Origin of the sequence: Roseovarius sp. (assembly GCF_040219995.1) — a bacterium.
GTDB lineage: Bacteria > Pseudomonadota > Alphaproteobacteria > Rhodobacterales > Rhodobacteraceae > Roseovarius.
In genome coordinates this window covers 398,424-423,995 of record NZ_JAVJUC010000014.1, presented here as the reverse complement: position 1 = coordinate 423,995, position 25,572 = coordinate 398,424, and the positions used below count along the sequence as shown (strand labels likewise).

Sequence of the window (25,572 nt, the reverse complement as noted above, 5' to 3'; positions counted from 1 at the left end):
GCAAACCCGCTGTTTGGGGGATGCACGACGCGCGCGGGCACAGCTGTGCCAGGACAGGAGGTAACATGTTCCTTAGAAAGTTTTTCGGCCCCAAATTGCTGGACCACGGCTATATCCGCCAAGCGGCAGCCGAGCGGTCCGACGTCGAAGAGTTGATAAGTGACTTTCGGGCCGCCTATACGCCGACGCGTCTTGTGCGCATTGGCGGTGACGGCGACGGTGGCTACATGATGCCCGACGATTTTGACGGAATTACCCATTGCTTTTCACCCGGCGTGTCGGTCACAGCGGACTTTGAAGAGCATATTGCACGTGACTATGGCATCACATCGTTTCTCGCCGATGCCAGTGTTGATAATCCCCCAATGGATAATCCCTTGTTCGAGTTCGATAAAAAGTTCCTCGGCGCCTATAATGACGACACCTTTACAACGCTCAACAGCTGGATGACCCAAAAGCTAGGCGATCAAGCAGTAAATGATCTTGTCCTTCAGATGGATATCGAGGGCGCTGAATTTGACGTGCTGATCGAAAGCTCTGTCGAGACGCTTAGCAAGTTCCGCATGATGGTGATCGAATACCATTCGATGGAGCGGATTTTCGAACGCAACAGCCTGCCTTTGATCAAGGCGGTGTTTCGCAAACTTCACAGCCAGTTTGCGATCGTTCACATGCACGCCAACAACTACTCACCTCTTGCCACCTGCAGGGGGCTCGAGGTGCCGCCGGTGTTCGAGGTTAGCTATCTGCGCCGTGATCGCCTGGCCGATCTGGCGACGGGGGGCGTGGTGTCCCTGCCCCATCCGCAGGACCATCCGAACGTACCGGCCAATCCCGACGTCGTGATCCCCGAGGTCTGGTGGCGCGGCTGAATGACCCTCACCGTCACTCCGCCAGGCACCGATCCGCGCGCCGTGCTGCGCGCCGGTCTCTGGATGCTGGGCGCGGTGGTCTCGTTCTCCTCGATGGCGGTGGCAGGCCGCGCGGTCAGCTTTGAGCTCGATACGTTCGAGATCATGATGTATCGCAGCATCGTCGGCTTTGTCCTCGTGATCTGCGTGGCCCGCCTCACCGGTCACTCCCGCAGCATCACCACCCGCTCGCCCGGCCTGCATCTCATCCGCAATCTCAGCCATTTCACCGGACAGAACCTGTGGTTCTACGCCATCACCATGATCCCGCTGGCACAGGTCTTCGCGCTCGAATTCACCTCGCCGCTCTGGGTTCTGGTGCTCTCGCCGCTGGTGCTGGGCGAGCGGATGACCCGCGTGCGCGCCCTCGCTGCGGTGATCGGCTTCACCGGCATCCTGATCGTCGCGCGCCCCTCGCCCGAGACGATCAACGCAGGCACCCTGGCCGCCGCCGCCGCCGCCATCGGCTTTGCCGGCTCCATCCTCGCCACCAAGCGCCTGACCCGCACCGAGACGCTGACCTGCATCCTCTTCTGGATGACGCTCACGCAGATCGTCTTCGGCCTGATATGCGCCGGGTTAGACGGCGACATCGCCCTGCCCTCGCCTGCCTCGGCCCCGTGGCTGATCGTCATCGGCTGCGCCGGGCTGATGGCGCATGTGTGCCTGACCACCGCGCTCTCCATCGCGCCCGCCACCGTGATCACGCCGGTCGACTTCCTGCGCCTGCCGCTGATCGCGGTGATCGGCCTCATGGTCTATGGCGAGGCGATAGATGCCTTCACCCTGCTCGGTGCGGCCGTCATTTTCGGAGCGAATTACCTCAATCTCTGGTTTGAAACACGAAAACGTTACTGATTTCACACGGATTCTTGTGAAAACTGTGTCGATCTCGCCACCGCCCAACCCCTGCGCATCCGTGACGCCGCGTCAAAGATTGACCGGCAATCGCGTAACGGTAATGTGACGCCAAGCAATCAGGAGGAGAGGGACATCATGAAGAAATACGCATTGGCAGCGACAGGACTCACCCTGCTCGCGGGAGCCGCACAGGCAGGCGGGATCGAGCGGCGCGGGGACGCGTCACAGCTCCTTTTCGAAGAGGGCAAGAACTACGTCGAGTTCTCCGTCACCTCAGTCGACCCCGACGTGAGCGGCGTTGCGCGCCCCGGCGCGCCCGGTGCGCCCACCGGCGACATCCAGGACCGCTACCAGAACTTCGGCCTCGGCTACAAACACCAGCTGAACGACAAGGTCTCCCTCGCCTTCGTGATCGACGAACCGGTGGGGGCGGACGTGACCTATGATGGTCCGACGACCTTTGGCGGCGGATCGTTCTTCGGCACCTCGACCGCCTCGGTCGAATCGGTGCGCTACACCGGCATGGCGAAATACAAGGCGACCGACCGGTTCAGCGTCTATGGCGGCCTCAGCTATGTCGGCCTGAGCGGCAGCATTCTGGTGGTGTCCCCCGGCACTGGCGGCCTTCCCCCCACCGCGACGCCCCCCGGCCCCGGCACAACAGGCAGCTACTCACTCTCGGTGAGCAAGGATTTCCAGGTCGGCTACATGTTCGGCGCCGCCTATGAAATCCCCGATATCGCCCTGCGGGTCGCCCTGACCTACGAATCCGAGACTGAACACGAGTTCAGCGACAACACCGGCGCACCGTTCGAGGTCAAGCTGCCGGAATCCTGGACGCTGCACGCCCAGTCCGGCATCGCCAAGGACACGCTTCTTTTCGGCTCCGTGCGCTGGCGCGAATGGTCCGAATTCCAGGTGGCTCCGCAGGATTTCTTCAACTTCGCCACCGGCGTGCCCGTGACCACCCCAATCGCCTTCGGCACCGAAGACGTCTATACCTACCGCCTCGGCATCGGTCGCCGCTTCAACGAAAACTGGAGCGGGGCGTTCATCCTGGGCTACGAAGAGCAGACCGGCAACCAGGTCGGCAACCTCGAAGGCACCGACGGCTTCATGAGCTACACCGTGGCCCTCACCCACGAGACCGAAACCTGGGAAGTGACCGGCGGGCTGTCCTATATCGACATCGGCAATGCCCAGACCTCGGTCGCCTCGTTCAGAAACAACGACGGCATCGCCTTCGGCCTCAAGCTCGGCCTGCGCTTCTGACGCCATCCCGAGCCGAAACCATTCGCCCCGCCGCTCACCCGGCGGGGCTTTTTCATGTTTGCATTTGACGCCCCCGCGCGGTCTTTGTAGCACCATGACCAAAGGGGACAGGCGATGATCTATCAGACCGCGCAGGACTGGCGTGACGCGACGCATAAACGGGTGCTGTTCTATGGCATGTCGGGCCTGGGCAAGACCCATGTCTCCAACCTGCTGCGCGATCAGGGCGGGTGGTTCCACTATTCCATCGACTACCGCATCGGCACCCGCTACATGGGCGAGCTGATTGTCGACAACGCCAAGGCGCATGCCATGCAGGTGCCCTTCCTGCGCGACCTTCTGCTCTCGGACTCGATCTATATCGGCTCCAACATTACCTTCCACAATCTCGCCCCGGTCTCGACCTATCTGGGCAAGCCGGGCGACCCCGAGAAGGGCGGCATGCCGATCGAGGACTACCGCCGCCGTCAGGATCAGTTCCGTCAGGCCGAGATCAACGCGCTGATGGATACCGGCTATTTCATCGAGCGTGCCGAGCGGCTCTATGGCTACCCAAACTTCATCTGCGACACCGGCGGGTCGATCTGCGAATGGGTGGATGGCGACGACCCATACGACCCATTGCTGACCGAACTCGCCCGCCACTGCCTGCTGATCTATATCGAAGGCTCAGACGCGCATACCGCCGAACTGATCCGCCGCTTTGACCGCGCGCCCAAGCCGATGGCCTACCAGCCCGAATTCCTCGACGCCGCATGGGAGGAGTATCTGAAGAAAAACAAGTGCCAAGCGGACGAAGTTGATCCAGACAGCTTTATCCGCTGGACCTATGCCCGCGCCCTCGCACATCGTCAGCCGCGCTACGAGGCCATGGTCAAATGGGGTATCTCAGTCAGCGCCGACGAGGTGGCGCAGGTCCGCAACGGCGCCGATTTCGATCACCTGATCGCGACAGCCCTTGAGCGCCGGACCGATACCCCTATCTGAGGCCAGTCAACCAAGGACCCCTGCCCCATGCCCATCAAGATGCCCGCCAATCTGCCCGCCTATGCCGTGCTCACGCGCGAGGGGGTGATGGTGATGGACCCGGATCAGGCATCGCGGCAGGATATCCGCCCCCTGCGCATCGGACTGCTGAACCTTATGCCCATGAAGATTCAGACCGAGAACCAGTTCGCCCGGCTGATCGGGGCCACGCCCCTGCAGATCGAGCTTGATCTGATCCGCATGTCTGAACACCAGACCAGGAACACCGCCGCCGAGCATATGGAAAGCTTTTATCGCCCCTTCGATGAGGTCGCGACCTCAGGCGACAAATATGACGGGCTGATCATCACCGGCGCGCCGATCGAACATCTCGACTTCGACGCCGTCACCTATTGGGACGAGTTGGCCCGCGTTTTCGAGTGGACCCAGACCCATGTGCATTCCACCTTCGGCGTTTGCTGGGGCGGGATGGCGATGATCAACCATTTCCACGGCGTCAAAAAGCATATGCTGGGCCACAAGGCCTTCGGCTGCTTCCGGCACCGCAACATGGACCCGGCGTCGCCCTATCTGCGCGGCTTTTCCGACGATTGCGTCATCCCCGTCAGCCGCTGGACCGAAATGAAGCGCGCCGAGATCGAGGCGGTGCCGGGCCTGCATATCCTGCTCGACAGCGACGAGGTCGGCCCCTGTCTGGTCGAGGATACCGCCCGCCGCGCGCTCTACATCTTCAACCATTTCGAATATGACAGCGACACGCTGAAACAGGAATATGACCGCGACGTCGCAACTGGCACGCCGATCAACGTGCCCTGCAACTACTATCCCGGCGACGATCCCGCGTGCCCGCCCTCGAACCGCTGGCGCAGCCACGCGCATCTGCTCTATGGCAACTGGATCAATCAGATTTACCAGACCACCCCGTTCGAGCAGATGAACATTGGCCGTTAAATCACTGATTATATTTGCGATTGTCATGGCCGCGCTCTGGGGCTGGACGCAACATCGCGCCCGCCTGCACGAGGCAAAGGCCGAGGCCGCCTTCCCCCCCGAGGGTCAGATCATCGAGGTCGACGGCACCCAAGTGCACGGCGTGGTCATGGGCCCCGATGACGGTTCGGTCCCCGATCTGGTGCTCATTCACGGGGCCTCGGGCAACACCCGCGACATGACCTTTGATCTTGCCCCGCGCCTGGCAAACGACTACCGCGTCATCGTGCTCGACCGTCCGGGCCTCGGATATACCGACCGGATCAACCGTACCGGCGCCACGATCACCCAACAGGCAGCACTCCTGCAAAAGGCCGCCGCGCAGTTCGGTGCAGAGCGGCCCATCGTGCTCGGACACAGCTACGGCGGCGCGGTGGCACTGGCCTGGGCGGTCACGCAGCCCGACCATATCGCCGCCCTCGTCGATCTGGCGGGCGCGGCCAAGCCGTGGGAGAGCGGCCTTTCCGCCTATTACCGCGTGCTCTCGCATCCCATCCTTGGCCCGCTGGTGATCCCGTTCATCACCGCCTATGTCGATGATGCCCGCGTCGAACAGGCCGTGTCAGAGATTTTCACCCCGCAAGCGCCCCCCGAGGGCTATCTCGATCATATCGGCGCGGGGCTGACCCTGCGGCGCCACAGCTTGCGCGCCAACGCCCTGCAACGCGCCAACCTGCTTTCGGAGATCGAGGCGCTGCACCCCCGCTACGACGAACTCGCACTCCCGGTCGAGATCGTCCACGGCACCGCCGACACGACGGTCGGCATCACGATCCATTCGCAGCCCCTCGCCGAGCAGGTGGACGGTGCCAATCTCACTGCTCTCGACGGCATCGGCCACATGCCCCACCATGCCGCCACTGACGAGGTCATCGCCGCCATCCACCACGCCGCCGCCCGCGCCGGATTGCGCCCGCCGGAGTGAGCCGCCATACTGGGGCACCACAAGAATGAGGCCCGGCATGGAGCTCCCCTTTGACGGCGCGATCAGCGCCTTTTTCGAAAACGACGCCCCCCGCGAGGTGCGCGACGCCATCCGCCGGGCCGACAAGGGCGACGTGCTCGACCCGTCCTTTCCCTATTCCGAACGCATGGCCAAGAAGGTCTATGAAAAGGAACTTGAGCACCTCCAGATCGAACTGGTCAAACTCCAGCACTGGGCGCGCGAGACCGGCGCGCGCGTGGCCATCGTCTTTGAGGGGCGCGACGCCGCCGGCAAAGGCGGCACCATCAAGCGGTTCCGCGAGAACCTCAATCCGCGCGGCGCGCGTGTCGTGGCCCTGCCCAAACCCTCCGATACCGAGGCCACGCAATGGTATTTCCAGCGCTATATCGACCACCTGCCCGCCGGCGGCCAGATCGTGTTCTATGACCGCAGCTGGTACAATCGCGGCGTGATCGAGCATGTCTTCGGCTTCTGCACCGCGACCGAACGCGAATATTTCTTCCGGCAAGTGCCCGATTTCGAACGCATGCTGGTCGACGAGGGCATCCATCTCTTCAAATTCTGGCTGAATGTCGGCCGCGCCGAGCAGTTGCGCCGCTTTCTGGTGCGCGAACAAAGCCCCCTCAAACAGTGGAAACTCAGCCGCATCGACGTCGAAGGCCTGCCGCGATGGGAGCAGTACAGCAACGCCATCGACGAAACCCTGACCCGCAGCCACAGCCTGCACGCCCCCTGGACCGTGATCCGCAGCGATGACAAGCGCCGCGCCCGGCTGGCCGCGATCCGGCAGGTGCTGAGCAGCCTCGATTATACCCGCAAGAACGCCCGCGCCGTGGGCACCCACGACGCCACCATCGCAGGCGGGCCCGAGCTCTGGAATGGCTAAACAGGGCTATCACCACGGCAACCTGCGGCAGGCACTGGTCGAGGCGACGCTCGACCTGATTGCCGAACGCGGGCCGCAGGGCTTTACCATGGCCGAGGCCGCCAAGCTGGCCGGTGTCTCGCCCGCCGCCCCCTACCGGCATTTCTCGGGGCGCGAGGCACTGATCGCCGAGGCCGCGCGCCAGGGCTACGAAATCTTCGTCACCCGCATGGAGGCGGCCTTTGACGGTGGCCAGCCCAATCCGCTGGCGGCCTTCATGGCGACGGGCCGCACCTATCTGGAGTTCGCGCGCAGCAATGCCGGGCATTACGTGGCGATGTTCGAATCCGGCCTGTCGGTGAATACCAGCCCCGAACTCGCTGATGCCGCCGGGCGCGCGCAGGCCATTCTCATCCGCTCCGCCGAGGCGCTCTCGGCCCATCTGCCGCCCGACCGCCGCCCGCCTGCGGCGATGTTCGCGGCCCATGTCTGGGCGATGAGCCACGGCGTGGTCGAGCTTTTCGCGCGCGGCAATCCCGGCGCGCGCGCGCCCTTTCCGCCCGAAGACCTGCTCGAGTCGGGCATCGCGGTCTATCTGCGCGGCCTCGGCCTCATCCCGCCCGACGCCTGAAAATTTCTGCACCCCCCCTTGCAGGTTGGATTGCCACTCCCATCTATGTTAATGTTAGTTACATTTACACCGCAAGAGGAGCACCCATGTCCACCATCGCCGCATGGCCCGCACGGGCCGAAACCTGGCTCGACCGGCAGGGCAAACCCGCCTGGATCATCGCCATGGTTCTGGGCTTCATCGTCTTCTGGCCCATCGGCCTCGCCATCCTGGGCTACATGATCTGGAGCAATCGCATGTCCTGCAGCCGCACATCCGCCCGCCTGACCCGCCACGCCCCCTCCGGCAACAGCGCCTTTGACGCCTACAAGGCCGACACGCTGCGCCGTCTGGAGGAGGAACAGGAGCAGTTCGACGCCTTCCTGCAACGCCTGCGCGACGCACGCGACAAGGCGGAGTTCGATCAGTTCATGGCAGAGCGCCGCGACGGCAACGCCTGACCAGACCGGGGCCTGTCCTGCACAGGCCCCGCTCCTGATGCGACATCGGGTCGGAAACGGAACAGACATACCCCCCCGAATCAGGTTCGCTGAACCTCTGAGGGAGGACAACGCGCATGCATCCACGCAGCAAGATCGCGCTGGTGATCCGCACGATTGGCGCGGTGCGCGGCCTCGCCGCGCGCGGACGACCGGGACAGGGCTGAGCCGACAGCGTTTTCCCTGATCTCCGAGAGGTTTCCCACATCATGACCCAGACCAAGACGCGTCGCGCCGGTGGCCGCGAGGCCCGTCGCACGGCCCGCGCCAACCCGCTCTCCGACGCCCTCCGCCCGATCCGCCCCGGACTTGAGGGCGGCACCTACCGCCCGCTCTCTGACACACAGATGCAGCGCATTCACGCAGCCGTGCTCGACGCGCTCGAACAGATCGGCCTTGCCGACGCGCCCCCCTCGGGCGTGGCCTACCTGACCGGGGCCGGTGCCATTCAGGGCGAGGACGGGCGCATCCGTTTTCCCCGCGCCCTGATCGAGGGCACCATCGCCCGCGCCAACCGCAGCCTCACCCTGCATGGCCGCGAGGCACGCCATGATCTCGACCTTTCGGGCCACCGCGTGCATTACGGCACGGCGGGTGCTGCGGTCAGCGTCGTTGATGTCCACACCCGCACCTATCGCGACAGCACCCTGCAGGATCTCCACGACGCCGCCCGCATCGTCGATCAACTCGACAACATCCACTTCCTGCAACGCCCGATGGTCTGCCGCGACATTACCGACAACCGCGAGATGGACCTCAACACGCTCTACGGCTGCTGCGCGGGCACCACGAAACATGTCGGCGTGTCCTTTACCGAGCCGGGCTTCGTCGGCGACGCGATGGAGATGCTGCACCTGATCGTCGGCGGCGAGGACAAATGGCGCGCCCGCCCCTTCGTCAGCAACTCCAACTGCTTCGTCGTCCCGCCGATGAAATTCGCCACCGAATCCTGCCTCGTGATGGAGGAATGCATTCGCGGCGGCATGCCCGTCCTGCTTCTGTCGGCGGGGCAAGCCGGGGCCACCGCCCCCGCCCCCATCGCCGGGGCCATCGTGCAAGCCATGGCCGAATGCCTCGCGGGGCTCGTCTATGTGAACGCGGTCAAACCGGGGCATCCGGCGATCTTCGGCACATGGCCCTTCGTCAGCGACCTGCGCACCGGCGCGATGTCAGGCGGATCGGGCGAACAGGCGCTCCTGTCGGCAGGCTGCGCGCAGATGCACAAATTCTACGGCCTGCCCGGAGGGGCCGCAGCGGGCATCGCCGATGCCAAGTTGCCCGATATGCAGGCCGGGTGGGAACAGGCGATGTCGAATGTCATGGCCGGGCTCTCGGGGCTCAACATGGTCTACGAGGCGGCGGGCATGCATGCCTCGCTCCTCGGCTTCTGTCTCGAATCGCTCATTCTTGGCGATGACCTGATCGGTCAGGCCCTGCGTTGCACGCGCGGTATCGAAGTGGACGAGGACACGCTCAGCGTCGATGTGATCCGAAGCGCCTGCATCGGCGGGCCGGGGCATTACCTCGGGTCCGCGCAAACCCTCGGCCGGATGCAGACCGATTACGTCTATCCCAGCCTCGCCAACCGCTTCTCGCCCAAGGAATGGGACGAGTTGGGCAAGCCCGACCTGATCGAGAAGGCCACCGAGAAGAAGATGAAGATCCTGTCGGAGCGCGCGGCGGCCCGGTTCGACCCCATGACGGACCGCGCTATCCGCGAACGGTTCCGGATCCATCTTCCGGCGTGAGGCATTGCGTCCGTCAGGCGCAAGAAGGTCCTTGAGCGAACCTTGCGCCCCGCCAGAAGGTGCCGCGTGATCGCAGGGCCGGGGACTGGCGATGCAACGGCAGATGTCCGCGCTTTATCCCAGCCAAGTCAGTCGTAACTCGACACGTTGCGCGCCCTATCAAATCGCCAGGCCGCGGGACGGCTTCATGCCGGAGGCATGCCTCTGGCATGACGATCGCACGGCACCTTCGGTGCGTTTCGCGCGGGCAGGTTTCAACGGCAGCCAAAGGCCCATTCACCCCACCGACGCGATACCGACAGAATACCGACGTGATACAGACCGCCGAAAATCGCCCTGCTCAGGTGTTGAACAGGAAGTGCAGAACGTCGCCATCCTTCACGACATAAGCCTTGCCCTCGGCCCGCATCTTGCCCGCATCCTTGGCCTTCTGCTCGCCCCCAAGGGTGACGAAATCCTCGTAAGCGATTGTTTCAGCGCGGATAAATCCCTTCTCGAAATCGCCGTGGATGACCCCCGCCGCCTTGGGCGCAGGCGTGCCGCTCTGAATGGTCCAGGCCCGCGCTTCCTTGGGCCCGACGGTGAAGTAGGTCTCCAGATGCAACAGCTCGTATCCCGCCCGGATCAACCGATCCAGCCCCGCCTCTTCCAGCCCCATTTCCTCAAGGAAAACAAAGGCTTCATCCGGATCAAGCTGGCTGATCTCTTCCTCGATCTGCGCCGAAATCACAACACTGCCCGCGCCCTGCGCGGCGGCCATCTGGGCCACCGCTTGACTATGGGCATTGCCCTCAGCGGCATTGCTTTCCTCGACATTGCAGACATAGAGCACCGGCTTCGAGGTCAGCAATTGCAGCATCTTCCAAGCCTTGAGATCCTCGTCGTCGATCTCGACAGTCCGCGCCGGCTTGCCCTCTTCCAGCACCGCCTGCGCGAGCGCCAAGAGCCGGTCCGCCTGCACCGCCTCCTTGTCCCCACCCTTCAGCTTGCGCACCAGTCCAGCCCGTCTTTTCTCAATGGAATCAAGGTCCGCCAGCATCAACTCGGTCTCGATCACCTCGGCATCCGCGACCGGATCGACGCGCCCCTCGACATGGGTCACGTCACCATCCTCGAAGCACCGCAACACATGTGCAATGGCATCCACCTCGCGAATATTCGCCAGAAACTGATTGCCGAGCCCCTCGCCCTTTGAGGCACCCTTCACCAGCCCCGCGATATCGACAAAGGTCATCCGCGTCGGGATGATCTGTTTCGATCCAGCAATCGCCGCCAGCTTGTCGAGCCTCGCATCGGGCACCGCCACCTCGCCGACATTGGGCTCGATGGTGCAGAACGGAAAGTTTGCCGCCTGTGCGGCAGCGGTTCGGGTGAGCGCGTTGAAGAGCGTGGATTTGCCGACATTGGGCAGGCCCACGATTCCCATTTTAAAGCCCATGACAGCCCCTTTCCTGCGGTGAATTGCGCGCATCTACGGGTTTGCACGGGGCAAGGTCAAGCCGGGCATTGATTTCCCCCGCGCTTTGCGCCAAACCCGCACGGACCCATTCGAAGGACAGGCCCGCATGACACGTATCGACGCGAAATTCGCAGAGCTGAAAGCCGCCGGTAAAAAGGCGTTTGTCTCCTACATCATGGCCGGCGATCCGGATTACCAGCGCTCTCTCGAGGTGATGAAGGGCCTGCCGGAGGCGGGTGTCGATATCATCGAGTTGGGCGTGCCCTTCACCGATCCGATGGCCGACGGGCCGACCATTCAACTGGCCGGTCAACGCGCGCTTGCAGGCGGCATGACGCTGGAGAAAACGCTGCAAATGGCGCGCGAATTCCGCGAAGACGACGACACCACGCCGATCGTGCTGATGGGCTATTACAACCCGATCTACAATCGCGGCGTGGAGCGGTTTCTGACCGACGCCAAGGCCGCCGGGATCGACGGCCTGATCGTGGTTGACCTGCCCCCCGAAGAAGATGATGAGCTGTGCATTCCGACCTCAAAGGCAGGGCTCAACTTCATCCGCCTCGCCACCCCCACCACCGATGACAAGCGCCTGCCCAAGGTGCTCGAGAACACCTCCGGTTTCGTCTACTACGTGTCGATCACCGGGATCACTGGCGCGGCGGCGGCAGAGGCGGCGGATGTGGGCCCGGAAGTCACCCGCATCAAGGCGCAGACCGACCTGCCGGTGATCGTGGGCTTCGGCATCCGCAGCCCGGAGACCGCCGAGACCATCGCGAGCGTCGCCGATGGCTGCGTCGTGGGTTCGGCCATCGTGGGCGAGATCGCCAAGGGCGCACCGGTCTCGGGCGTGCTTGATTTCGTTCGTGGCCTCGCTGCGGGGGCGCACAAGGCGTAACCTCGCTGCGCACCCTACACGGCCAAAACCACAGGCACCGTCAGATATAATCCGAGCGTTGCAGCGCGTACTTGGCCATCTTCTCGTTAAGGGTGCGGCGTGGCAGGCATAGCTCCTCCATCACCGCCGCGATGGAGCCCTTGTGGCGGCGCATGGTGTTGTCGATCAGCATCCGCTCGAACGCCTCGACATATTCCTTGAGCGGCTTGCCCTCGGTGGTCATCACAGGCTGCATCTCATCGTGATCGGACATCAGCAACGAGGTCAGCGTGCCAGAGCCGCGTCGCGATTGCAGCACCGCACGCTCGGCCACGTTGAACAACTGACGCACATTGCCCGGCCATGGCGCCTGCAAGAGCTGCGTTGCCTCCTGCGCCGAGATTTGCGGCGCGTCACACCCGTAATCCTCGGCGAACTGATCCGAGAAGGACGTGAAAAGGGTCAGGATATCTTCGCCGCGCTGGCGCAGTGGCGGCACCGTAATGCGCAGGCTGGCCAGCCGATAGAAAAGGTCGGGGCGCAGCGCATCCTCGCAGGTGCGGCCCTCATCCTGCATGTTCGAAATGGCGATGATCCGGGTTTCGGGCGGGGTGCCCTCGTCATTGACAAAGGTCAGCAGCCGCGCCTGCGCGGCCTCTGACAGCGCCTCTACATCCTCAAGCACGAGCGTGCCACCACGCGCCTCCTCGACCGCTGGCAGGCGCGGGTCCTCGGGCTGCGACGGTCCGAACAGCCGCGCCACCAGTGCCTCGTGCCCAAGCGCCGCACAGGAAACGGATACAAATTTACGCCCCGCCCGCGCCCCCACGGCATGGAGCGCATGCGCCACCAGCGTCTTGCCGGTGCCGGTTTCCCCCTCGATCAGCACATGGCCGTCAGCCTGTCCCAGATCGAGAATATCCTCGCGCAACCGCTCCATCGCACCCGAGGTGCCGATGAGTTTCTTCATCAACTGCCCGCCATCCGACAGATCCCGGCGCAGCGCGCGGGCATCGAGCACCATGCGCCGCGCATTGGTGGCCTTCTTGGCGAGTTGCGTCATGCGGTCGGGGTTGAACGGCTTTTCCAGGAAGTCGAACGCCCCGATGCGCATCGCCTCGACGGCCATAGGCACATCGCCATGCCCTGTTATCATGATGACAGGCAATGAGCTGTCCGAGCCCATCAGCTTTTTCAGGAACTGCATCCCGTCCATGCCCGGCATCTTGATATCCGTCACCACGATGCCCGGATAATCGGGCCCAAGCGACTTCAGCGCCTCCTCGGCAGAGGGAAACGCCTCGGTGTCGTATCCCGACAACGCCAGCCACTGGCTGATCGACTGGCGCATATCTTTTTCGTCATCGACGATTGCGATCTTCATGGCTGCAGGCATGTCACTCACTCCGCTGCTCGGGTCTCTTCAGGCAATATGGGAAGCTGGACCTCGAATACAGCCCCCCCATCCGGTGCATTGCGCGCCACCAGACGCCCGCCTAGGTCGTTCACGATCCCCGAGGAAATGGCAAGCCCCAGCCCGACCCCGTCACCCGGCTGCTTGGTGGTGTAGAAGGGTTCGAACAGGTTCTTGAAGTCGCCGATGCCGTGGCCATTGTCGCGCACCGTCAGCACCGCCGTCTCACCCGCCGCGAGCAGGATGTCGATGCTGGCAACCGGCACCGTCTCGGTCGCGTCGATGGCGTTGCGCAAGAGATTGATGATCACCTGCTCCACGCGCACCCGGTCACCCATGATCATCACCGGCTGATCTGGCAGGGTGCGGGTGATGGTGATCTTGCGCTGACGCAGTTGCGGCTCCATCATGGCAAGCGCCGAGGCCACCGCATCGCCCATATTTACAGGGGCAAACGTATCGCCCGACTGACGCGCATAGGATTTGAGCTGCTTGGTGATCGCACCCATCCGCTCGATCAGGTCATCGATCCGCTGGAACGAGGTCAACGCCTCGTCGGGGCGGTTACGTGTCAACAGCATACGCGCTCCCGCGAGATAGGTCTTCATCGCGGCCAGCGGCTGGTTGAGCTCGTGGCTGACAGCCGCCGACATCTCGCCCAGCACGGCAAGCTTGGAACTTTGCTGCAGCGTCTGTTCGGCCTGGGCGAGGTTTTCCTGCACCCTCTGGCGTTCGGCGATTTCCCGCTGCAGACGTGCGTTCAATGCGCGAAGCTCCGCCGACTCACGCTGAAAAAGCGCCACGCGCAGCGCCGCCTTTCGGTTCAAGAAATAGAACGCAAGCGCCAGTAGAATCGCGAATCCCATGATTTCGAGCGCGAGATACCCGTTCACCTTGTCGCTCACGGCGGCATAGGTTGTGAAACTGGCGATGCGCCAGCCGCGAAATGCCACGCGCCCCTCGACCCGCATCACAGCCTCGCCGCGCACATAGGCGTCGGCGGGCAGCGCGGTCCAGTCGGAGGTCGCCTGAATCGCGCGTTGGATGGCGCTGCTGGCCGGCTCCCGCGCGAGCGCCTCACCTTCCGTCAACCCGCGCCAACGCGGTTCGGTCGCGAGGATGATGCGGCCTTCGGAATCAGTGACCATCACCGCATCCGAGATACCCGCCCACGCCCGCTCGTACTTGCGCAGATCGACCGCGACAACGATCACGCCAAGCACGCCGTTCTGCGTTTCGATCCGGCGTGAATAGGTAAAGTTGTACTGCCCCGCATCGTCCTGCAAGACCTTGAACACCGTATCGCGCGAGCGCAGCGCATCGACATAGTACGGGGCCTGTTTGTGATTTTCGCCCAGACGGTTACGCTCGGTCGTGGCGACTGCGCGCCCGTCCTTGTCCAGAAGCATGAGTGAGGCTGCGCCGATCTCTTCTAGAAAGGAGAGCAGGCGCTGCGTGGACTGCGCATAATCCTGCGTGTTGAGCGCTGAAATAAGCGCCGGATCACGGGCCAGAAGCTGCGGCACGATGGCATTCTGCCGCAGTTCCGAGAGAAGGTTGCCGGAATACAGCACAAGGCGCAATTCGGCGCGGTTGCGCGTGTTCTCGGTGAAACGGTCGGTGAGCAGACGATTGGTGGTGAACACCACAGCAACCGCGATCAGGAAAAGCCCAAAAAGAAGGACCCGGGCGCGCCACGAAATGGCACGCGTGCGGGGTGTATTGTGTTTGGGCGGCGAGGTCCTCATTACCGCAGATTAGAGCCAGAGGCCCCTGCCCTCAAGCGCCGTGGTTCAGGCGTCGGCAAGCTGTTGCACAAGACCCGAGAACATCGCCGCTCCGTCGCTACCGCCATGCAGCGGTTCGGCCATGCGCTCGGGATGCGGCATCATGCCGAGCACGCGGCGATTTTCCGACAGGATCCCGGCGATATCGCGGGCCGAACCGTTAGGGTTACGGGCATAGGTGAAGGCGACCCGATCTTCGGCCTCAAGCCGGTCTAGCGTAGTCTCATCCGCGAAATAATTGCCGTCATGGTGGGCAATGGGCACGGTGATGGTGCTGCCCGCCGAATAGCCCTGTGTAAAGGCGCTCTGGTCGGTGGTGACATTGAGATCCACCGGCTTGCAGACATATTTCAGTCCCGCATTTCGCAGCAGCGCGCCCGGCAGAATGCCGGTTTCGGTCAAGATCTGAAAGCCGTTGCAGACCCCAAGGACGTAACCGCCCTTGTCGGCATGTGCCATGACCGCGCGGCAAATCGGCGAATTCGCGGCGATCGCGCCGCAGCGCAGGTAGTCGCCGTAGGAAAAGCCGCCCGGCACGCCGATGATGTCGACGCCCTCGGGCATCGACGTGTCCTTGTGCCAGACCATCGAAACGCGCGCTCCCGCACGTTCGAATGCCACGGCAAGGTCGCGGTCACAGTTCGAGCCGGGAAAGACGATGACGGCAGCGTGCATCAGCCCAACTCCACCGAATAGCTCTCGATCACGGTATTCGCGAGCAGCTTCTCGCACATCTCGGTCACCACGGCCTCGGCCTTGGCGGCATCGGTCTCGGCCAGGTCGATCTCGATCACCTTGCCCTGCCGCACCCCTTCTACGCCCGAAAATCCGAGCGATCCGAGCGCATGGCGCACCGCCTCGCCTTGCGGGTCGAGAACGCCGGATTTGAGCATGACATGCACGCGTGCCTTCATCGGTCTGGTCCCTTTCAGTTGATCAGCGTCGGGCGGGTGATGGGGGCGCTCGACTTGGGCATCACGCCCAGTCGGGTGGCGACCTCGGTATAGGCATCGGTGAGCGAGCCCAGATCACGACGGAACACGTCATTGTCGAGCTTCTGCCCGGTCTCGATATCCCACAGACGGCAACTGTCGGGGCTGATCTCGTCTGCCACGATCAGGCGCTGGAAATCCCCATCATAAACCCGGCCCACCTCGATCTTGAAGTCGACGAGCTTGATGCCAACGCCGAACATCACACCGGCCATGAAATCATTGACCCGCAGCGCGAGGCTGAGGATATCATCCATGTCCTGCTGGCTGGCCCAGCCGAAGGCGGCGATATGTTCCTCGGTCACCAGCGGGTCGCCCAGCTTGTCATCCTTGAGGCAGTATTCGACGATCGGGCGCGGCAGTTGCGTGCCTTCCTCGATGCCGAGGCGCTTGGCCATCGACCCGGCGGCATAGTTGCGCACGATCACTTCCAGCGGGATGATCTCCACCGCGCGCACCAGTTGCTCGCGCATGTTGATGCGCTTGATGAAATGCGTCGGCACGCCGATATTGTTCAGCCCAGTCATGAAATATTCCGAGAGCATGTTGTTGAGCACGCCCTTGCCCTCGATGGTGGCCTTCTTCTCGGCGTTGAAGGCGGTGGCGTCATCCTTGAAATACTGGATGATGGTGCCCGGCTCCGGCCCTTCATAGAGCGTCTTGGCCTTGCCTTCATAGATTTTCTTGCGCCGCGCCATGGGACCTCCGTCGCTAGCGGTAAAGCGGGGCGGGAACTGCCCCTTGCCGATGCGCTCTCATAGTGCATGACCCGCGGCGTCGCAAGGTGTCGCAGCGGCATCGCAGCGGTGCTGCCGGATCAAAGCCCGCGAAAGTGATCAAGCCAGCCGAGCGAAGCCTCAGTCCCCTCGAAAGCCGGACGGTATTCCGCGCCTATCGGCCGGTCCCAACCCAAATCGGCCATGCGCGCGAGCAACCAGCGGTAATCCACCTCACCCCGGTCCGGCGCACCGCGATCCGGCACGCCTGCGATCTGGACATGGCCGATGATCGGCAAGAGCGCCTCGAACCGGCGCGCGAGATCCCCCTCCATGATCTGCAGGTGATAGCAGTCGAACATCAGCGCCAGATTGGGCCGGTCAAGCGCCGCGATCACTTCGGCGGCGTGGGCGGTGTGCGAGAGGTGATAGCCCGGCACGTCGCGCTGGTTGATCGGCTCGATCAGGATCTTTATGCCGTGTGGTGCGGCCAGATCGCAGGCATGGGCGAGGTTGGCGCGAAACGTGGCCTCAGCCCCTGCCCCGCCGTCGCCAAGTGCGGCCATGACATGCACCGCCCCCGCGCCAATGGCCTGCGCATAATCCACCGCCTGCGCGATCACGCTACGCGCCTGCGGCTCGCGCCCGGGCAGCGCCGCCAGCCCGAACTCGCCCGCGTCGCGGTCGCCGGGCCAGGTGTTGAGCCCCAGCATCGGCAGGCCGGTGGCGTCGAGCGCCGCGCGCACCGCGCCCGGATCGCTGTCATAGGGAAAGTGGCATTCCACCGCATCGAACCCCGCCGCATGGGCGGCATGGATCGCGTCGGGCAGGGGCCGGTCGGTGAACAGAAACCCGAGATTGGCGGAAAAGCGCATCAGTCCCAATCCACCTCGAACTTGCGCACCACCTGCGCGATCTGGCCTGCATCGAGCGGCTGCGCGCCGGTGCCGCGCAGGAGAAGCGCGAGTTTCGCGGTCTCTTCCAGTTCCTCCATGGCGAAGACCGCCGCCTCCAGATCCTTTGAGGCCACCACGGGGCCGTGATTGGCCAGCAGCACCGCCGCGCGCCGCCCGGCAAGGCCCCGGATCGCCTCGGCCATACCCGCATCGCCCGGCACGAAGAACGGCAGGAGCGCCACCTTGCCCACCCGCATCACCGCATAGGCGGTGAGCGGCGGCACGGCGTTCTCAGCGTCGGTTTCGGGCAGGATCGAGAGGACGACGGAATGGGTGGAATGCAGGTGCACCACCGCGCCCGCGCTGCGCCGGGTCTCGTAAAACGCGGAATGCAGGGGCATTTCCTTGGTCGGCGCGTCGCCCGAGATGTGCCGCCCCGACGCATCGAACCGGCTGAGCCGGGCCGGATCGAGCCGCCCCATGCTGACGCCGGTAGGGGTGACCAGAAGCCCGCCATCCTCGGTGCGCACCGAGATATTGCCCGAGGCCCCGCCGGTCAGGCCCCGGTCAAAGAGGGACTGCGCCCAGAAGCAGATATCCTCGCGCAGCTTGCTGTCGCTCATTGCGGGGCCTCCATCATGCGGGCGGCGTCGGTGAAGAAGTCCGGCCCGCCGAAGTTGCCGGATTTGAGCGCGACGACAAGGGCGTCGCTTGCGCGCATCATCGGCACGCCGGGGGCGATCTCGGGGCCGATCTCGAGTTGGGCTAGGTCCAGCCCCTCGACCATCGCGCCCGAGGTCTCGCCGCCCGCGCTGATCAGGCGGGTCACGCCGCGCGCGACAAGGGCGCGGGCGAGGGCGGCGAAGAGCGCCTCGATCCGGGAGGCGATCTGCGCCGAGCCGAAGCGGTCCTGAGCGCGCCGGACGGTATCGGGATCGGTGGAGGAATAAAGCAGCGGGATGCCGTCCTGCGCCATGACCCAATCGGCCAGCGCCTCCGCGTCGATCTCTCCGGCCATGAGCGCGCCTGCCGCGATCTCGCGCGCCGGGTGGCGGGCGGCGTGGCGGGCGACCTGATCGCGCGTCGCGGCAGAGCAGGAGCCCGACAGCGCCACCACCGGCCCCGCCTGCCCGCGCCACGTGGCGGCACTGCCCGACAGCAGCCCGCGTGCGCGGAAATTGCCGGGCAGGCCCATGGCGATGCCCGAGCCGCCGGTGATGAGCGGCAGATCCGCCGCCGCCTGCCCGAGGGTGACGAGATCGGCGTCGGTGATGGCGTCAGCGACGATCAGGCGATGGCCTTTGTTGTGTTCGGTATCAAGCGCCGCGCGGGCGGCCTCTGCCCCCTGCCCCACCACGCCCGCCGCGACATGGCTGACGCTGCCGCGCACCTGATGGCCCAGCCAGCGGCGAATGTCGGGGTCGGTCATCGGGGTGAGCGGGTGATGCTGCATCCCGCTCTCGTTGAGCAGGCGGTCCTGCACGAAGAGATGCCCCTGATAGACCGAGCGGCCGGTCGCCGGGAAGGCCGGGCAGACGATCACGCGGGTGGCATCAAGGGCGTCTGCCAGCGCCTCGGCCACCGGGCCGATATTGCCCTCGTGGGTGGAGTCGAAGGTGGAGCAGTATTTGAAGAGGAACTGCGTGCAGCCCTGCGCGCGCAGCCAGTCGAGTGCGGCGCGCGATTGCGCCACCGCCTGAGCCACCGGGAGGGAGCGGGATTTGAGCGCGACGATCCCGGCCTCGACATGGGGGGCGGCGGGGCCGTCGGGCACGCCCACATATTGCACCGCGCGCATGCCTGCCTTGGCCAGTGTGTTGCCGAGATCGCCGGAGCCGGTGAAATCGTCGCCGATACAGCCCAGAAGCATCACCCGTCCCCCGGCAGTTTCACGCCCGCGCGGGCGGCGATGTGTTTGGTGATGGCGGCGTCATCCTCGGACCCGAGACCGGCGGCGGCGGCCTCGCGGTATTGCGTCAATGCCGCCTCGGTCACCGGCAGGGGCAGGTTTGCCGCCCCGGCAATGGCGGTGACGATGCCCAGATCCTTGGGCCAGATCGTGATCGCCGAGCGCGGGGTGTAATCGGCCTCGATCACATGCGGCGCGCGGTTCTCGAACATCCATGACGTGCCAGCGGAAACGCGGATGATGTCGAGCACGCGGGCCAGATCGAGCCCCTGCGAGGCGGCGAAGCTGAGCGCCTCGCCCATGGCGGCGATATGCACGCCCGCGAGCAGTTGATTGACCGCCTTCATCGCCGAGCCTGCGCCTGCGCTGTCGCCGAGGCGGTGGACGGTTTCGGCCATGGCGTCGAGCACCGGGGCGGCGCCGTCGAACGCCTGTGCGCTGCCCGAGGCCATGATCGACAGGCGGCCTTCGGCGGCCTTGGCGGCGCCGCCGGAAATCGGTGCGTCGAGATAGTGGAGACCGGCGCGGGTGGCCTCACCCTCCATCTCGCGGGCAAAATCGGGCGGCACGGTGGCGCAGCCGAGGATGGTGCCGCCGGGGGCCAGATGGCGTGCCCAGCCTTGCGGGCCGAAGAGCGCCGCGCGCATCTGCTCGGCGTTGAGCACGACGCAGACGAGGATGTCTGCTGCGGGGCTATCAGGCGTGAGTGACTGCCCCCCGGCCGCCGTCAATTCGGCGACGCGCGACGGGTCGGGGTCGAACCCGTATACCTCAAGGCCCGCGCGCAGCGCCGAGTGCGCCATGCCCTGCCCCATCGAGCCGAGCCCCGCGAAATGGACGATCCGCGTCATGGTGTACCCCCGAGGAGAAAATCCACCGGCCAGAGCGTGATCGCCGGGACATAGGTGATGATCATCAGCGCGCCAAAGACGGTCAGCACGAACCATGCCAGTTGCGGGATGATCCGCTCGACCGGCAGGTCGGCCACAGAACAGGCGGCAAAGAGATTGACGCCGAGCGGCGGGGTGATCATGCCGAGCGCGAGGTTGACCACGATCACCAGCCCGAAATGCACCGGATCGACGCCGTAGCTGATGGCGATGGGCGTGAGGATCGGGGCCAGCACCAGGATCGCCGCCGAGGTCTCGATGAACATGCCGATCACCAGCAGCATCAGGTTGACCACCAGCAAAAAGGCGATGCGGCTCTCGAACACGTCCTTGAACCACGCGGCGATTTCATTGGGCAGGCCCGAGCGGGTGATGAGGAAGGAAAACAGCGCCGCCGCCGAGATGATTAGCATGATCGCCGAGGTGGCAAGCACGGTTTTCTTGAGGATCTGCGGCAGGTCGACGAACCGCAATTCGCGGTAGAAGGCCATGCCGACGATCACCGCCGCCGCGACGGCTGCGGCACTCGCCTCGGTCGGGGTGAAGATGCCGGAATAGATGCCGCCCAGGATCACGAAAGGCACGATCAGAGCGGGCAGCGCGGATTTGAGCGCGGGGCCGAGACGGGGCCGGTTGCGCCCATCCTCGAGCCCGATGCCGCGCACCCGGCAGAGGATCAGCACCAGCGCCATCAGCGCGCCCGCGACCAGCACCCCCGGCCCGATGCCCGCGATGAAGAGCTGGCCGATGGAGGTGTCGGTGGACACGCCATAAAGGATGAGCGGGATCGAGGGTGGGATGAGCACGCCCAGTTCGGCGGAGCTGGCCTGCACCGAGGCGGCGAGCGGTTTGGGATAGCCATGCTTGACCATCGCCGGAATGAGGATCGCGCCAATGGCGAAGGTGGTGGCGACCGAGGAGCCCGAGACCGAGGCGAACATCATGCAGGTCAGCACGCAGGAGGCCGCAAGCCCGCCCTGAATGCCGCCAACAATGGATTTCGCAAGCTCCACCAGCCGGTGCGAGATGCCGCCCGCCGACATCAGGTTGCCCGCAAGAATGAAAAGCGGGATCGCCATCAGCGGAAAGCTGTCGATGCCGGTGAACATGCGTTGCGCCACCAGGAGCAGCGGCAGGCGGCCATGCGCCTCGATCCCGAGGACCGAGGCAAGGCCGATGGCCACGGCAATCGGCACGCCCGCCAGAAAGAAGATCGCGAGCGACAGGGCAAGGGCGAGGTTCATGCGTCACTCTCCACCGGTTGCAGCCCGCCGAACCGGATCGCACGCAGCGCGCAGCCCAGGACGGCGATGAAGATGAAGACCGACCCCACCGGCAGCGCGGCGTAGACCCAAGCGATGGAAATCTCAAGTGCCGCGAGTTTTTGGCCCATGACCCGCTCGGTCATCGACCAGCCCTGCCAGAACAGGATCGCGAAAAAGGTGAGCGTCAGGCCGCAGGCGACGAGGTAGAGCACGAAGCCGAGGCGCGGGGGCAGGATGCGTTGCACGATCTCGACCGCGATCATCGTGCCCTCGCGAAACGCCGGGGCGACGCCGAGGAAGACCGACCAGATCATCGCCGAACGGGTGATCACCTCGGACCAGGTGGAGGGGTGGCCGAAGACGAAGCGTGTCGTCACCTGATAGAGCGCGAGCGCGGTTGCGATCAGCAGAAAGCCGATGGCGAGCCGCAGGGCGATGCCGGTGGTGATCGCCTCGAACCTGAGAAAGAGTGTCATCGCCGCCCCCTCGAAAGAAAACGGGCCGGCGCGCAGGACCCGCGCCGACCCTCACCGTGACAGGGACGTTATTCGACGGCCTTGATGCGGTCCACCATCTCGGAGCCATACTGGTCGGTGTAGACCGAGTAGGAGCTTTCGGCGGCAAGCTTGGCGAAGGGGGCCTTGTCGATATCGGTGATCACCTCCATGCCGTTCTCGCGCAGCATTTCGACGCCGGCCTGTTCCAGCCGGTTGACCTCGGCGCGGGTGGCGGCGGCGGAGGCCTTGGCGGCCTCCATGAACCAGCCCTGCTGTTCCTCGGTCAGCCCGTCGAACAGGATCGGCGAGGCCAGCACCACGGCGGGCGAATAGACATGGCCGGTGAGCGAGACGTATTTCTGCACCTCCCAGAATTTCGACGCGGTGATCACGGTGACCGGGTTCTCCTGCCCATCGACCACGCCCTGTTGCAGCGCGCCGAACAGCTCCGGGAAGGCCATCGGTGTGGGTGCCGCGCCCATGCCCTCGAAGGCGGCCATGTGAACGCGGTTTTCCATCGTGCGCAGCTTCAGCCCGTCGAGATCGTCGGGCGTGCGCACCGGGCGCTGCGAATTGGTCACGTGGCGAAAGCCGTTTTCCGACCAGGCAAGGCCGACGAGGTTGTTCTTGCCGATCTCGTCGAGCAGTTCCTGCCCGATTTCACCATCGAGCGTGCTGCGCGCGTGATCGTAGTCGCGGAAGAGGAACGGCAGGTCGAGCGCATAGACCTGCGGCACGAAGTTGCCCAAGGGACCGGTGGAGGTGATGACCACGTCCATCGAGCCGATCTGAAGCCCCTCGATCATGTCCCGTTCGCCGCCCAGCTGACCCGCCGGGGCCTGCTCGCCGGTGAAGCTGCCGCCCGAAAGCTCGGTCAGCGTGTCGATGAAGGCCTGCGCGCCGACGCCGTAATGCGATTGCGGCGACAGCGAATGGCCGATGACGATGTTTTGCTGCGCCTGCCCTGCGGTGGCGAGCGTAAGCGCGGCAAGCGCGCCGACTGCGAAATGTTTCATGGAACTCCTCCTGTTGTCGGCCCGGCGGGTCGATGCCCCGGGCCCGTGTCCTCGCCCTCTCCCTTGACGCAAGCGGCGGGCGAACGCCTGTTCAGTCGCGTCTGGGGAGATGGATACAGTTTATGATAGCGCTGTCAATACGGTCACGGAACACCTGAAATTGTAACGCAGGACTCAGATTTGGAATGACAGCGATACCATAATGCCGCATTTTCGCGGCATGGACGACGACCGTCAAGACACCCAGACCCGCCGCCCCACCCTGTCGCAGGTGGCGCGCGCCGCCGGGGTGAGCGAGATCACCGCAAGCCGCGCGCTGCGCCGCGACGGCCCCGTTGCGCGCGACACGCGCGACCGGGTGGAGCGCGCCGCCATCGCGCTCAACTACGTGCCCAACCGGCTGGCGGGAACGCTGGCGGGGGCGGCGTCGCGGCAGGTGGGGGTGATCCTGCCGTCGCTGTCGAACATCGTCTTTGCCGATGTGCTCAAGGGGCTGGAGGACCGGCTGGAGGGCGATGGCTATCATCCGATCCTGGGCATTTCCAACTATGATCCGCTGCGCGAAGAGCGGCTCTTGCGGGATCTCTTGTCGTGGCGGCCCGCCGGGCTGGTGATCGCCCCCGCGCGCAAGACCGATGTCACGCGCGACCTGCTGGCGGCGGCCGATCTGCCGGTGGTCGAGATCATGGATGTCGATGCCGAAAGCGCCGACATGGCGGTGGGGATTTCGCATCGCGGGGCGGGGCGGGCGATGGCGCATTACCTTGCGGGGCGCGGCTATCGGCGCTTTGCCTATCTCGGCCACGGGATCGAGACCGATTTTCGCGCCACGCAGCGGCTCGACGGGTTCCGCGACGGGCTGCGCGAGGTGGGCGTCACGCTTGGCGATGTGCTTTGCCTGCCCGGCCCCTCGACCGTGCCGTTGGGGCGCGAGGGGCTGGCGCGGCTACTGGCTGACGCCGAAACCCCGCCCGAGGCGGTATTCTTTTCCAATGACGACATGGCCGTTGGCGGCGCGTTTCACTGTCAGGCGGCGGGCATTGCGGTGCCCGAGGATCTGGCGCTTGCCGGGTTCAACGGGCTGAGCATCGGGCAGGCGCTGCCCAAGCCGCTCACCACCATCGCCTCGCAGCGCGAGCATATCGGGTTTGTCGCCGCCACCCATCTGCTCGACCGGCTGGCGGGGGGCAGCCCGCCGCGCGTGACCAATGTCGATTTCCGGCTGATCCCCGGAGCGACCGCCTGAGCGCTCAGATGCAGCGCCCGCCATCGACCTCCATGCAGACGCCGGTGACCATGCCAGCCTCGTCCGAGCAGAGATAGAGCGCGGCATTGGCCAGATCTTGCGGCGTGGAGAACCGACCCAGGGGAATCGTCGAGAGGAATTTTTCGCGCATCTCGGGGGTGTCCTCGCCTAGAAAGCTCTTGAGCAGCGGCGTGTCGCCCGCCACCGGGTTGAGCGCGTTGACGCGGATGCCCATGGGCGCAAGTTCCACCGCCATGGTGCGGGTCGCGGTGATCATCCAGCCCTTGGAGGCGTTGTACCAGTTGAGGCGCGGGCGCGGCGACACCCCGGCGGTCGAGGCTATGTTGAGGATCGCCCCCTGCCCGCGCGCCTTCATCTGCGGCACAAGTGCGCGCGCGGTGAGGTAGACGGATTTGCAATTGATCGCGAAGACCCGGTCGAAATCGGCCTCGCTCACATCCTCCAGGAGGCTGGGCATGTGGGTGACGCCGGCATTGTTGACGAGGATGTCCACATGCCCCATCCGCGCCTGCGCCTCGGCGATCATCGCATCCACCTGCGCACCGTCCGAGACATCGCAGGTATGGGCGATGCCGCCATGCTCTGCGGCCACGCGCGCGGCGGCCTCGGCGTTGATATCGACGACGAGAACCTGCGCGCCTTCCTCTGCAAAGCGCCGCGCGATGCCTTCGCCAAAGCCCGAGCCCGCGCCTGTCACGATCGCCGTGTTGCCGTTGAGCCGCATGTGATGTCCTTTCCGCCTTGATCAGTCTGGGGCCAAGTGACACGAGAGAGCGGGATTTGGGAAGTGATTTTTCGGGCAGAAATGGCCTGATGCTATCATTGCCGTAAGGCGCGCATCGACGGGCGGCGGTGCGGCGATCCCGCGCTTTTTTGGCAGACATTTATCTCTGCCAC

The 25,572-nt window shown here is 64.7% G+C and carries 26 protein-coding genes; 12 read left to right on the top strand and 14 right to left on the bottom strand.

Annotated features, from left to right (window positions below):
- Window positions 1–65: 65 nt before the first annotated feature.
- From RID11_RS06260 to RID11_RS06215, 10 genes are all read left to right on the top strand, one after another.
- The gene (locus RID11_RS06260; RefSeq protein WP_350136636.1) at window positions 66–872 is read left to right on the top strand and encodes an FkbM family methyltransferase; all 807 of its coding nucleotides are present in this window, start codon (window positions 66–68) and stop codon (window positions 870–872) included.
- Window positions 873–1,769, top strand: coding sequence for a DMT family transporter (locus RID11_RS06255; protein WP_350136634.1), 897 nt, complete (start codon window positions 873–875; stop codon window positions 1,767–1,769).
- A gap of 138 nt (window positions 1,770–1,907) precedes the next feature.
- A complete protein-coding gene (locus RID11_RS06250) occupies window positions 1,908–3,044 on the top strand; it encodes an OmpP1/FadL family transporter (protein WP_350136632.1) in 1,137 nt (378 codons plus the stop codon).
- A 114-nt stretch (window positions 3,045–3,158) separates the two neighbouring features.
- Entirely contained in the window at window positions 3,159–4,031 is an 873-nt protein-coding gene (locus tag RID11_RS06245; RefSeq protein ID WP_350136630.1) for an ATPase, read from the top strand.
- 27 nt (window positions 4,032–4,058) lie between these two features.
- Window positions 4,059–4,982, top strand: coding sequence for a homoserine O-succinyltransferase (locus tag RID11_RS06240; RefSeq protein ID WP_350136628.1), 924 nt, complete (start codon window positions 4,059–4,061; stop codon window positions 4,980–4,982).
- A gap of 25 nt (window positions 4,983–5,007) precedes the next feature.
- Window positions 5,008–5,946, top strand: coding sequence for an alpha/beta fold hydrolase (locus RID11_RS06235; protein WP_350136625.1), 939 nt, complete (start codon window positions 5,008–5,010; stop codon window positions 5,944–5,946).
- A 37-nt stretch (window positions 5,947–5,983) separates the two neighbouring features.
- Window positions 5,984–6,853, top strand: coding sequence for a polyphosphate kinase 2 (ppk2, locus tag RID11_RS06230; protein WP_350136623.1), 870 nt, complete (start codon window positions 5,984–5,986; stop codon window positions 6,851–6,853).
- The gene (locus RID11_RS06225; RefSeq protein WP_350136621.1) at window positions 6,846–7,463 is read left to right on the top strand and encodes a TetR/AcrR family transcriptional regulator; all 618 of its coding nucleotides are present in this window, start codon (window positions 6,846–6,848) and stop codon (window positions 7,461–7,463) included. Before ppk2 ends, RID11_RS06225 begins: the two co-directional genes overlap by 8 nt.
- A gap of 86 nt (window positions 7,464–7,549) precedes the next feature.
- A complete protein-coding gene (locus tag RID11_RS06220; RefSeq protein ID WP_350136619.1) occupies window positions 7,550–7,903 on the top strand; it encodes a DUF2852 domain-containing protein in 354 nt (117 codons plus the stop codon).
- A 248-nt stretch (window positions 7,904–8,151) separates the two neighbouring features.
- The gene (locus tag RID11_RS06215) at window positions 8,152–9,690 is read left to right on the top strand and encodes a trimethylamine methyltransferase family protein (RefSeq protein ID WP_350136616.1); all 1,539 of its coding nucleotides are present in this window, start codon (window positions 8,152–8,154) and stop codon (window positions 9,688–9,690) included.
- 340 nt (window positions 9,691–10,030) lie between these two features.
- Here RID11_RS06215 and ychF read toward each other — a convergent pair whose 3' ends face one another.
- Complete coding sequence (gene ychF / locus RID11_RS06210; protein ID WP_350136613.1) at window positions 10,031–11,128, bottom strand: redox-regulated ATPase YchF; 1,098 nt, start codon at window positions 11,126–11,128, stop codon at window positions 10,031–10,033.
- Between the two features lie 127 nt (window positions 11,129–11,255).
- On the opposite strand from ychF, the gene trpA reads away from it, so the two are divergent.
- Entirely contained in the window at window positions 11,256–12,047 is a 792-nt protein-coding gene (gene trpA / locus RID11_RS06205; RefSeq protein ID WP_350136611.1) for a tryptophan synthase subunit alpha, read from the top strand.
- 40 nt (window positions 12,048–12,087) lie between these two features.
- Here trpA and RID11_RS06200 read toward each other — a convergent pair whose 3' ends face one another.
- The 12 genes from RID11_RS06200 to RID11_RS06145 all read right to left on the bottom strand — a co-directional run bounded on the left by RID11_RS06200 (window position 12,088) and on the right by RID11_RS06145 (window position 23,408).
- On the bottom strand, window positions 12,088–13,422 hold the full coding sequence (locus RID11_RS06200) for a sigma-54-dependent transcriptional regulator (RefSeq protein WP_350136608.1): 1,335 nt from the start codon (window positions 13,420–13,422) through the stop codon (window positions 12,088–12,090).
- A gap of 5 nt (window positions 13,423–13,427) precedes the next feature.
- Entirely contained in the window at window positions 13,428–15,188 is a 1,761-nt protein-coding gene (locus tag RID11_RS06195; RefSeq protein WP_350136605.1) for a sensor histidine kinase, read from the bottom strand.
- 45 nt (window positions 15,189–15,233) lie between these two features.
- Entirely contained in the window at window positions 15,234–15,902 is a 669-nt protein-coding gene (gene purQ, locus RID11_RS06190; protein ID WP_350136603.1) for a phosphoribosylformylglycinamidine synthase subunit PurQ, read from the bottom strand.
- Complete coding sequence (gene purS / locus RID11_RS06185; protein ID WP_350136600.1) at window positions 15,902–16,141, bottom strand: phosphoribosylformylglycinamidine synthase subunit PurS; 240 nt, start codon at window positions 16,139–16,141, stop codon at window positions 15,902–15,904. Before purS ends, purQ begins: the two co-directional genes overlap by 1 nt.
- A gap of 14 nt (window positions 16,142–16,155) precedes the next feature.
- Window positions 16,156–16,917, bottom strand: a complete 762-nt coding sequence (gene purC, locus RID11_RS06180; RefSeq protein ID WP_350136598.1) for a phosphoribosylaminoimidazolesuccinocarboxamide synthase — start codon at window positions 16,915–16,917, stop codon at window positions 16,156–16,158.
- A 119-nt stretch (window positions 16,918–17,036) separates the two neighbouring features.
- Window positions 17,037–17,810 (bottom strand): hydroxypyruvate isomerase family protein, encoded by a 774-nt coding sequence (locus RID11_RS06175; protein ID WP_350136596.1) that lies wholly within the window; start codon window positions 17,808–17,810, stop codon window positions 17,037–17,039.
- Window positions 17,810–18,454 carry a 3-oxo-tetronate 4-phosphate decarboxylase gene (otnC, locus tag RID11_RS06170; protein WP_350136594.1) on the bottom strand — a complete coding sequence of 215 codons (645 nt, stop codon included), beginning with the start codon at window positions 18,452–18,454 and terminating at the stop codon, window positions 17,810–17,812. The genes RID11_RS06175 and otnC overlap by 1 nt, the downstream gene beginning before the upstream one ends.
- Window positions 18,451–19,701, bottom strand: a complete 1,251-nt coding sequence (gene otnK / locus RID11_RS06165) for a 3-oxo-tetronate kinase (protein WP_350136591.1) — start codon at window positions 19,699–19,701, stop codon at window positions 18,451–18,453. Before otnK ends, otnC begins: the two co-directional genes overlap by 4 nt.
- A complete protein-coding gene (ltnD, locus tag RID11_RS06160; RefSeq protein ID WP_350136588.1) occupies window positions 19,701–20,591 on the bottom strand; it encodes an L-threonate dehydrogenase in 891 nt (296 codons plus the stop codon). The genes otnK and ltnD overlap by 1 nt, the downstream gene beginning before the upstream one ends.
- Entirely contained in the window at window positions 20,588–21,874 is a 1,287-nt protein-coding gene (locus RID11_RS06155) for a TRAP transporter large permease (RefSeq protein WP_350136585.1), read from the bottom strand. Before RID11_RS06155 ends, ltnD begins: the two co-directional genes overlap by 4 nt.
- Window positions 21,871–22,371, bottom strand: a complete 501-nt coding sequence (locus tag RID11_RS06150) for a TRAP transporter small permease (protein ID WP_350136582.1) — start codon at window positions 22,369–22,371, stop codon at window positions 21,871–21,873. The genes RID11_RS06155 and RID11_RS06150 overlap by 4 nt, the downstream gene beginning before the upstream one ends.
- 68 nt (window positions 22,372–22,439) lie before the next feature.
- Complete coding sequence (locus RID11_RS06145) at window positions 22,440–23,408, bottom strand: TRAP transporter substrate-binding protein (RefSeq protein WP_350136579.1); 969 nt, start codon at window positions 23,406–23,408, stop codon at window positions 22,440–22,442.
- 220 nt (window positions 23,409–23,628) lie between these two features.
- On the opposite strand from RID11_RS06145, the gene RID11_RS06140 reads away from it, so the two are divergent.
- Window positions 23,629–24,654 (top strand): LacI family DNA-binding transcriptional regulator, encoded by a 1,026-nt coding sequence (locus RID11_RS06140; RefSeq protein ID WP_350136576.1) that lies wholly within the window; start codon window positions 23,629–23,631, stop codon window positions 24,652–24,654.
- Window positions 24,655–24,658: 4 nt separating this feature from the next.
- On the opposite strand, the gene RID11_RS06135 is transcribed toward RID11_RS06140, so the two are convergent.
- Window positions 24,659–25,399 carry an SDR family oxidoreductase gene (locus RID11_RS06135; RefSeq protein ID WP_350136573.1) on the bottom strand — a complete coding sequence of 247 codons (741 nt, stop codon included), beginning with the start codon at window positions 25,397–25,399 and terminating at the stop codon, window positions 24,659–24,661.
- Between the last annotated feature and the right edge of the window lie 173 nt (window positions 25,400–25,572).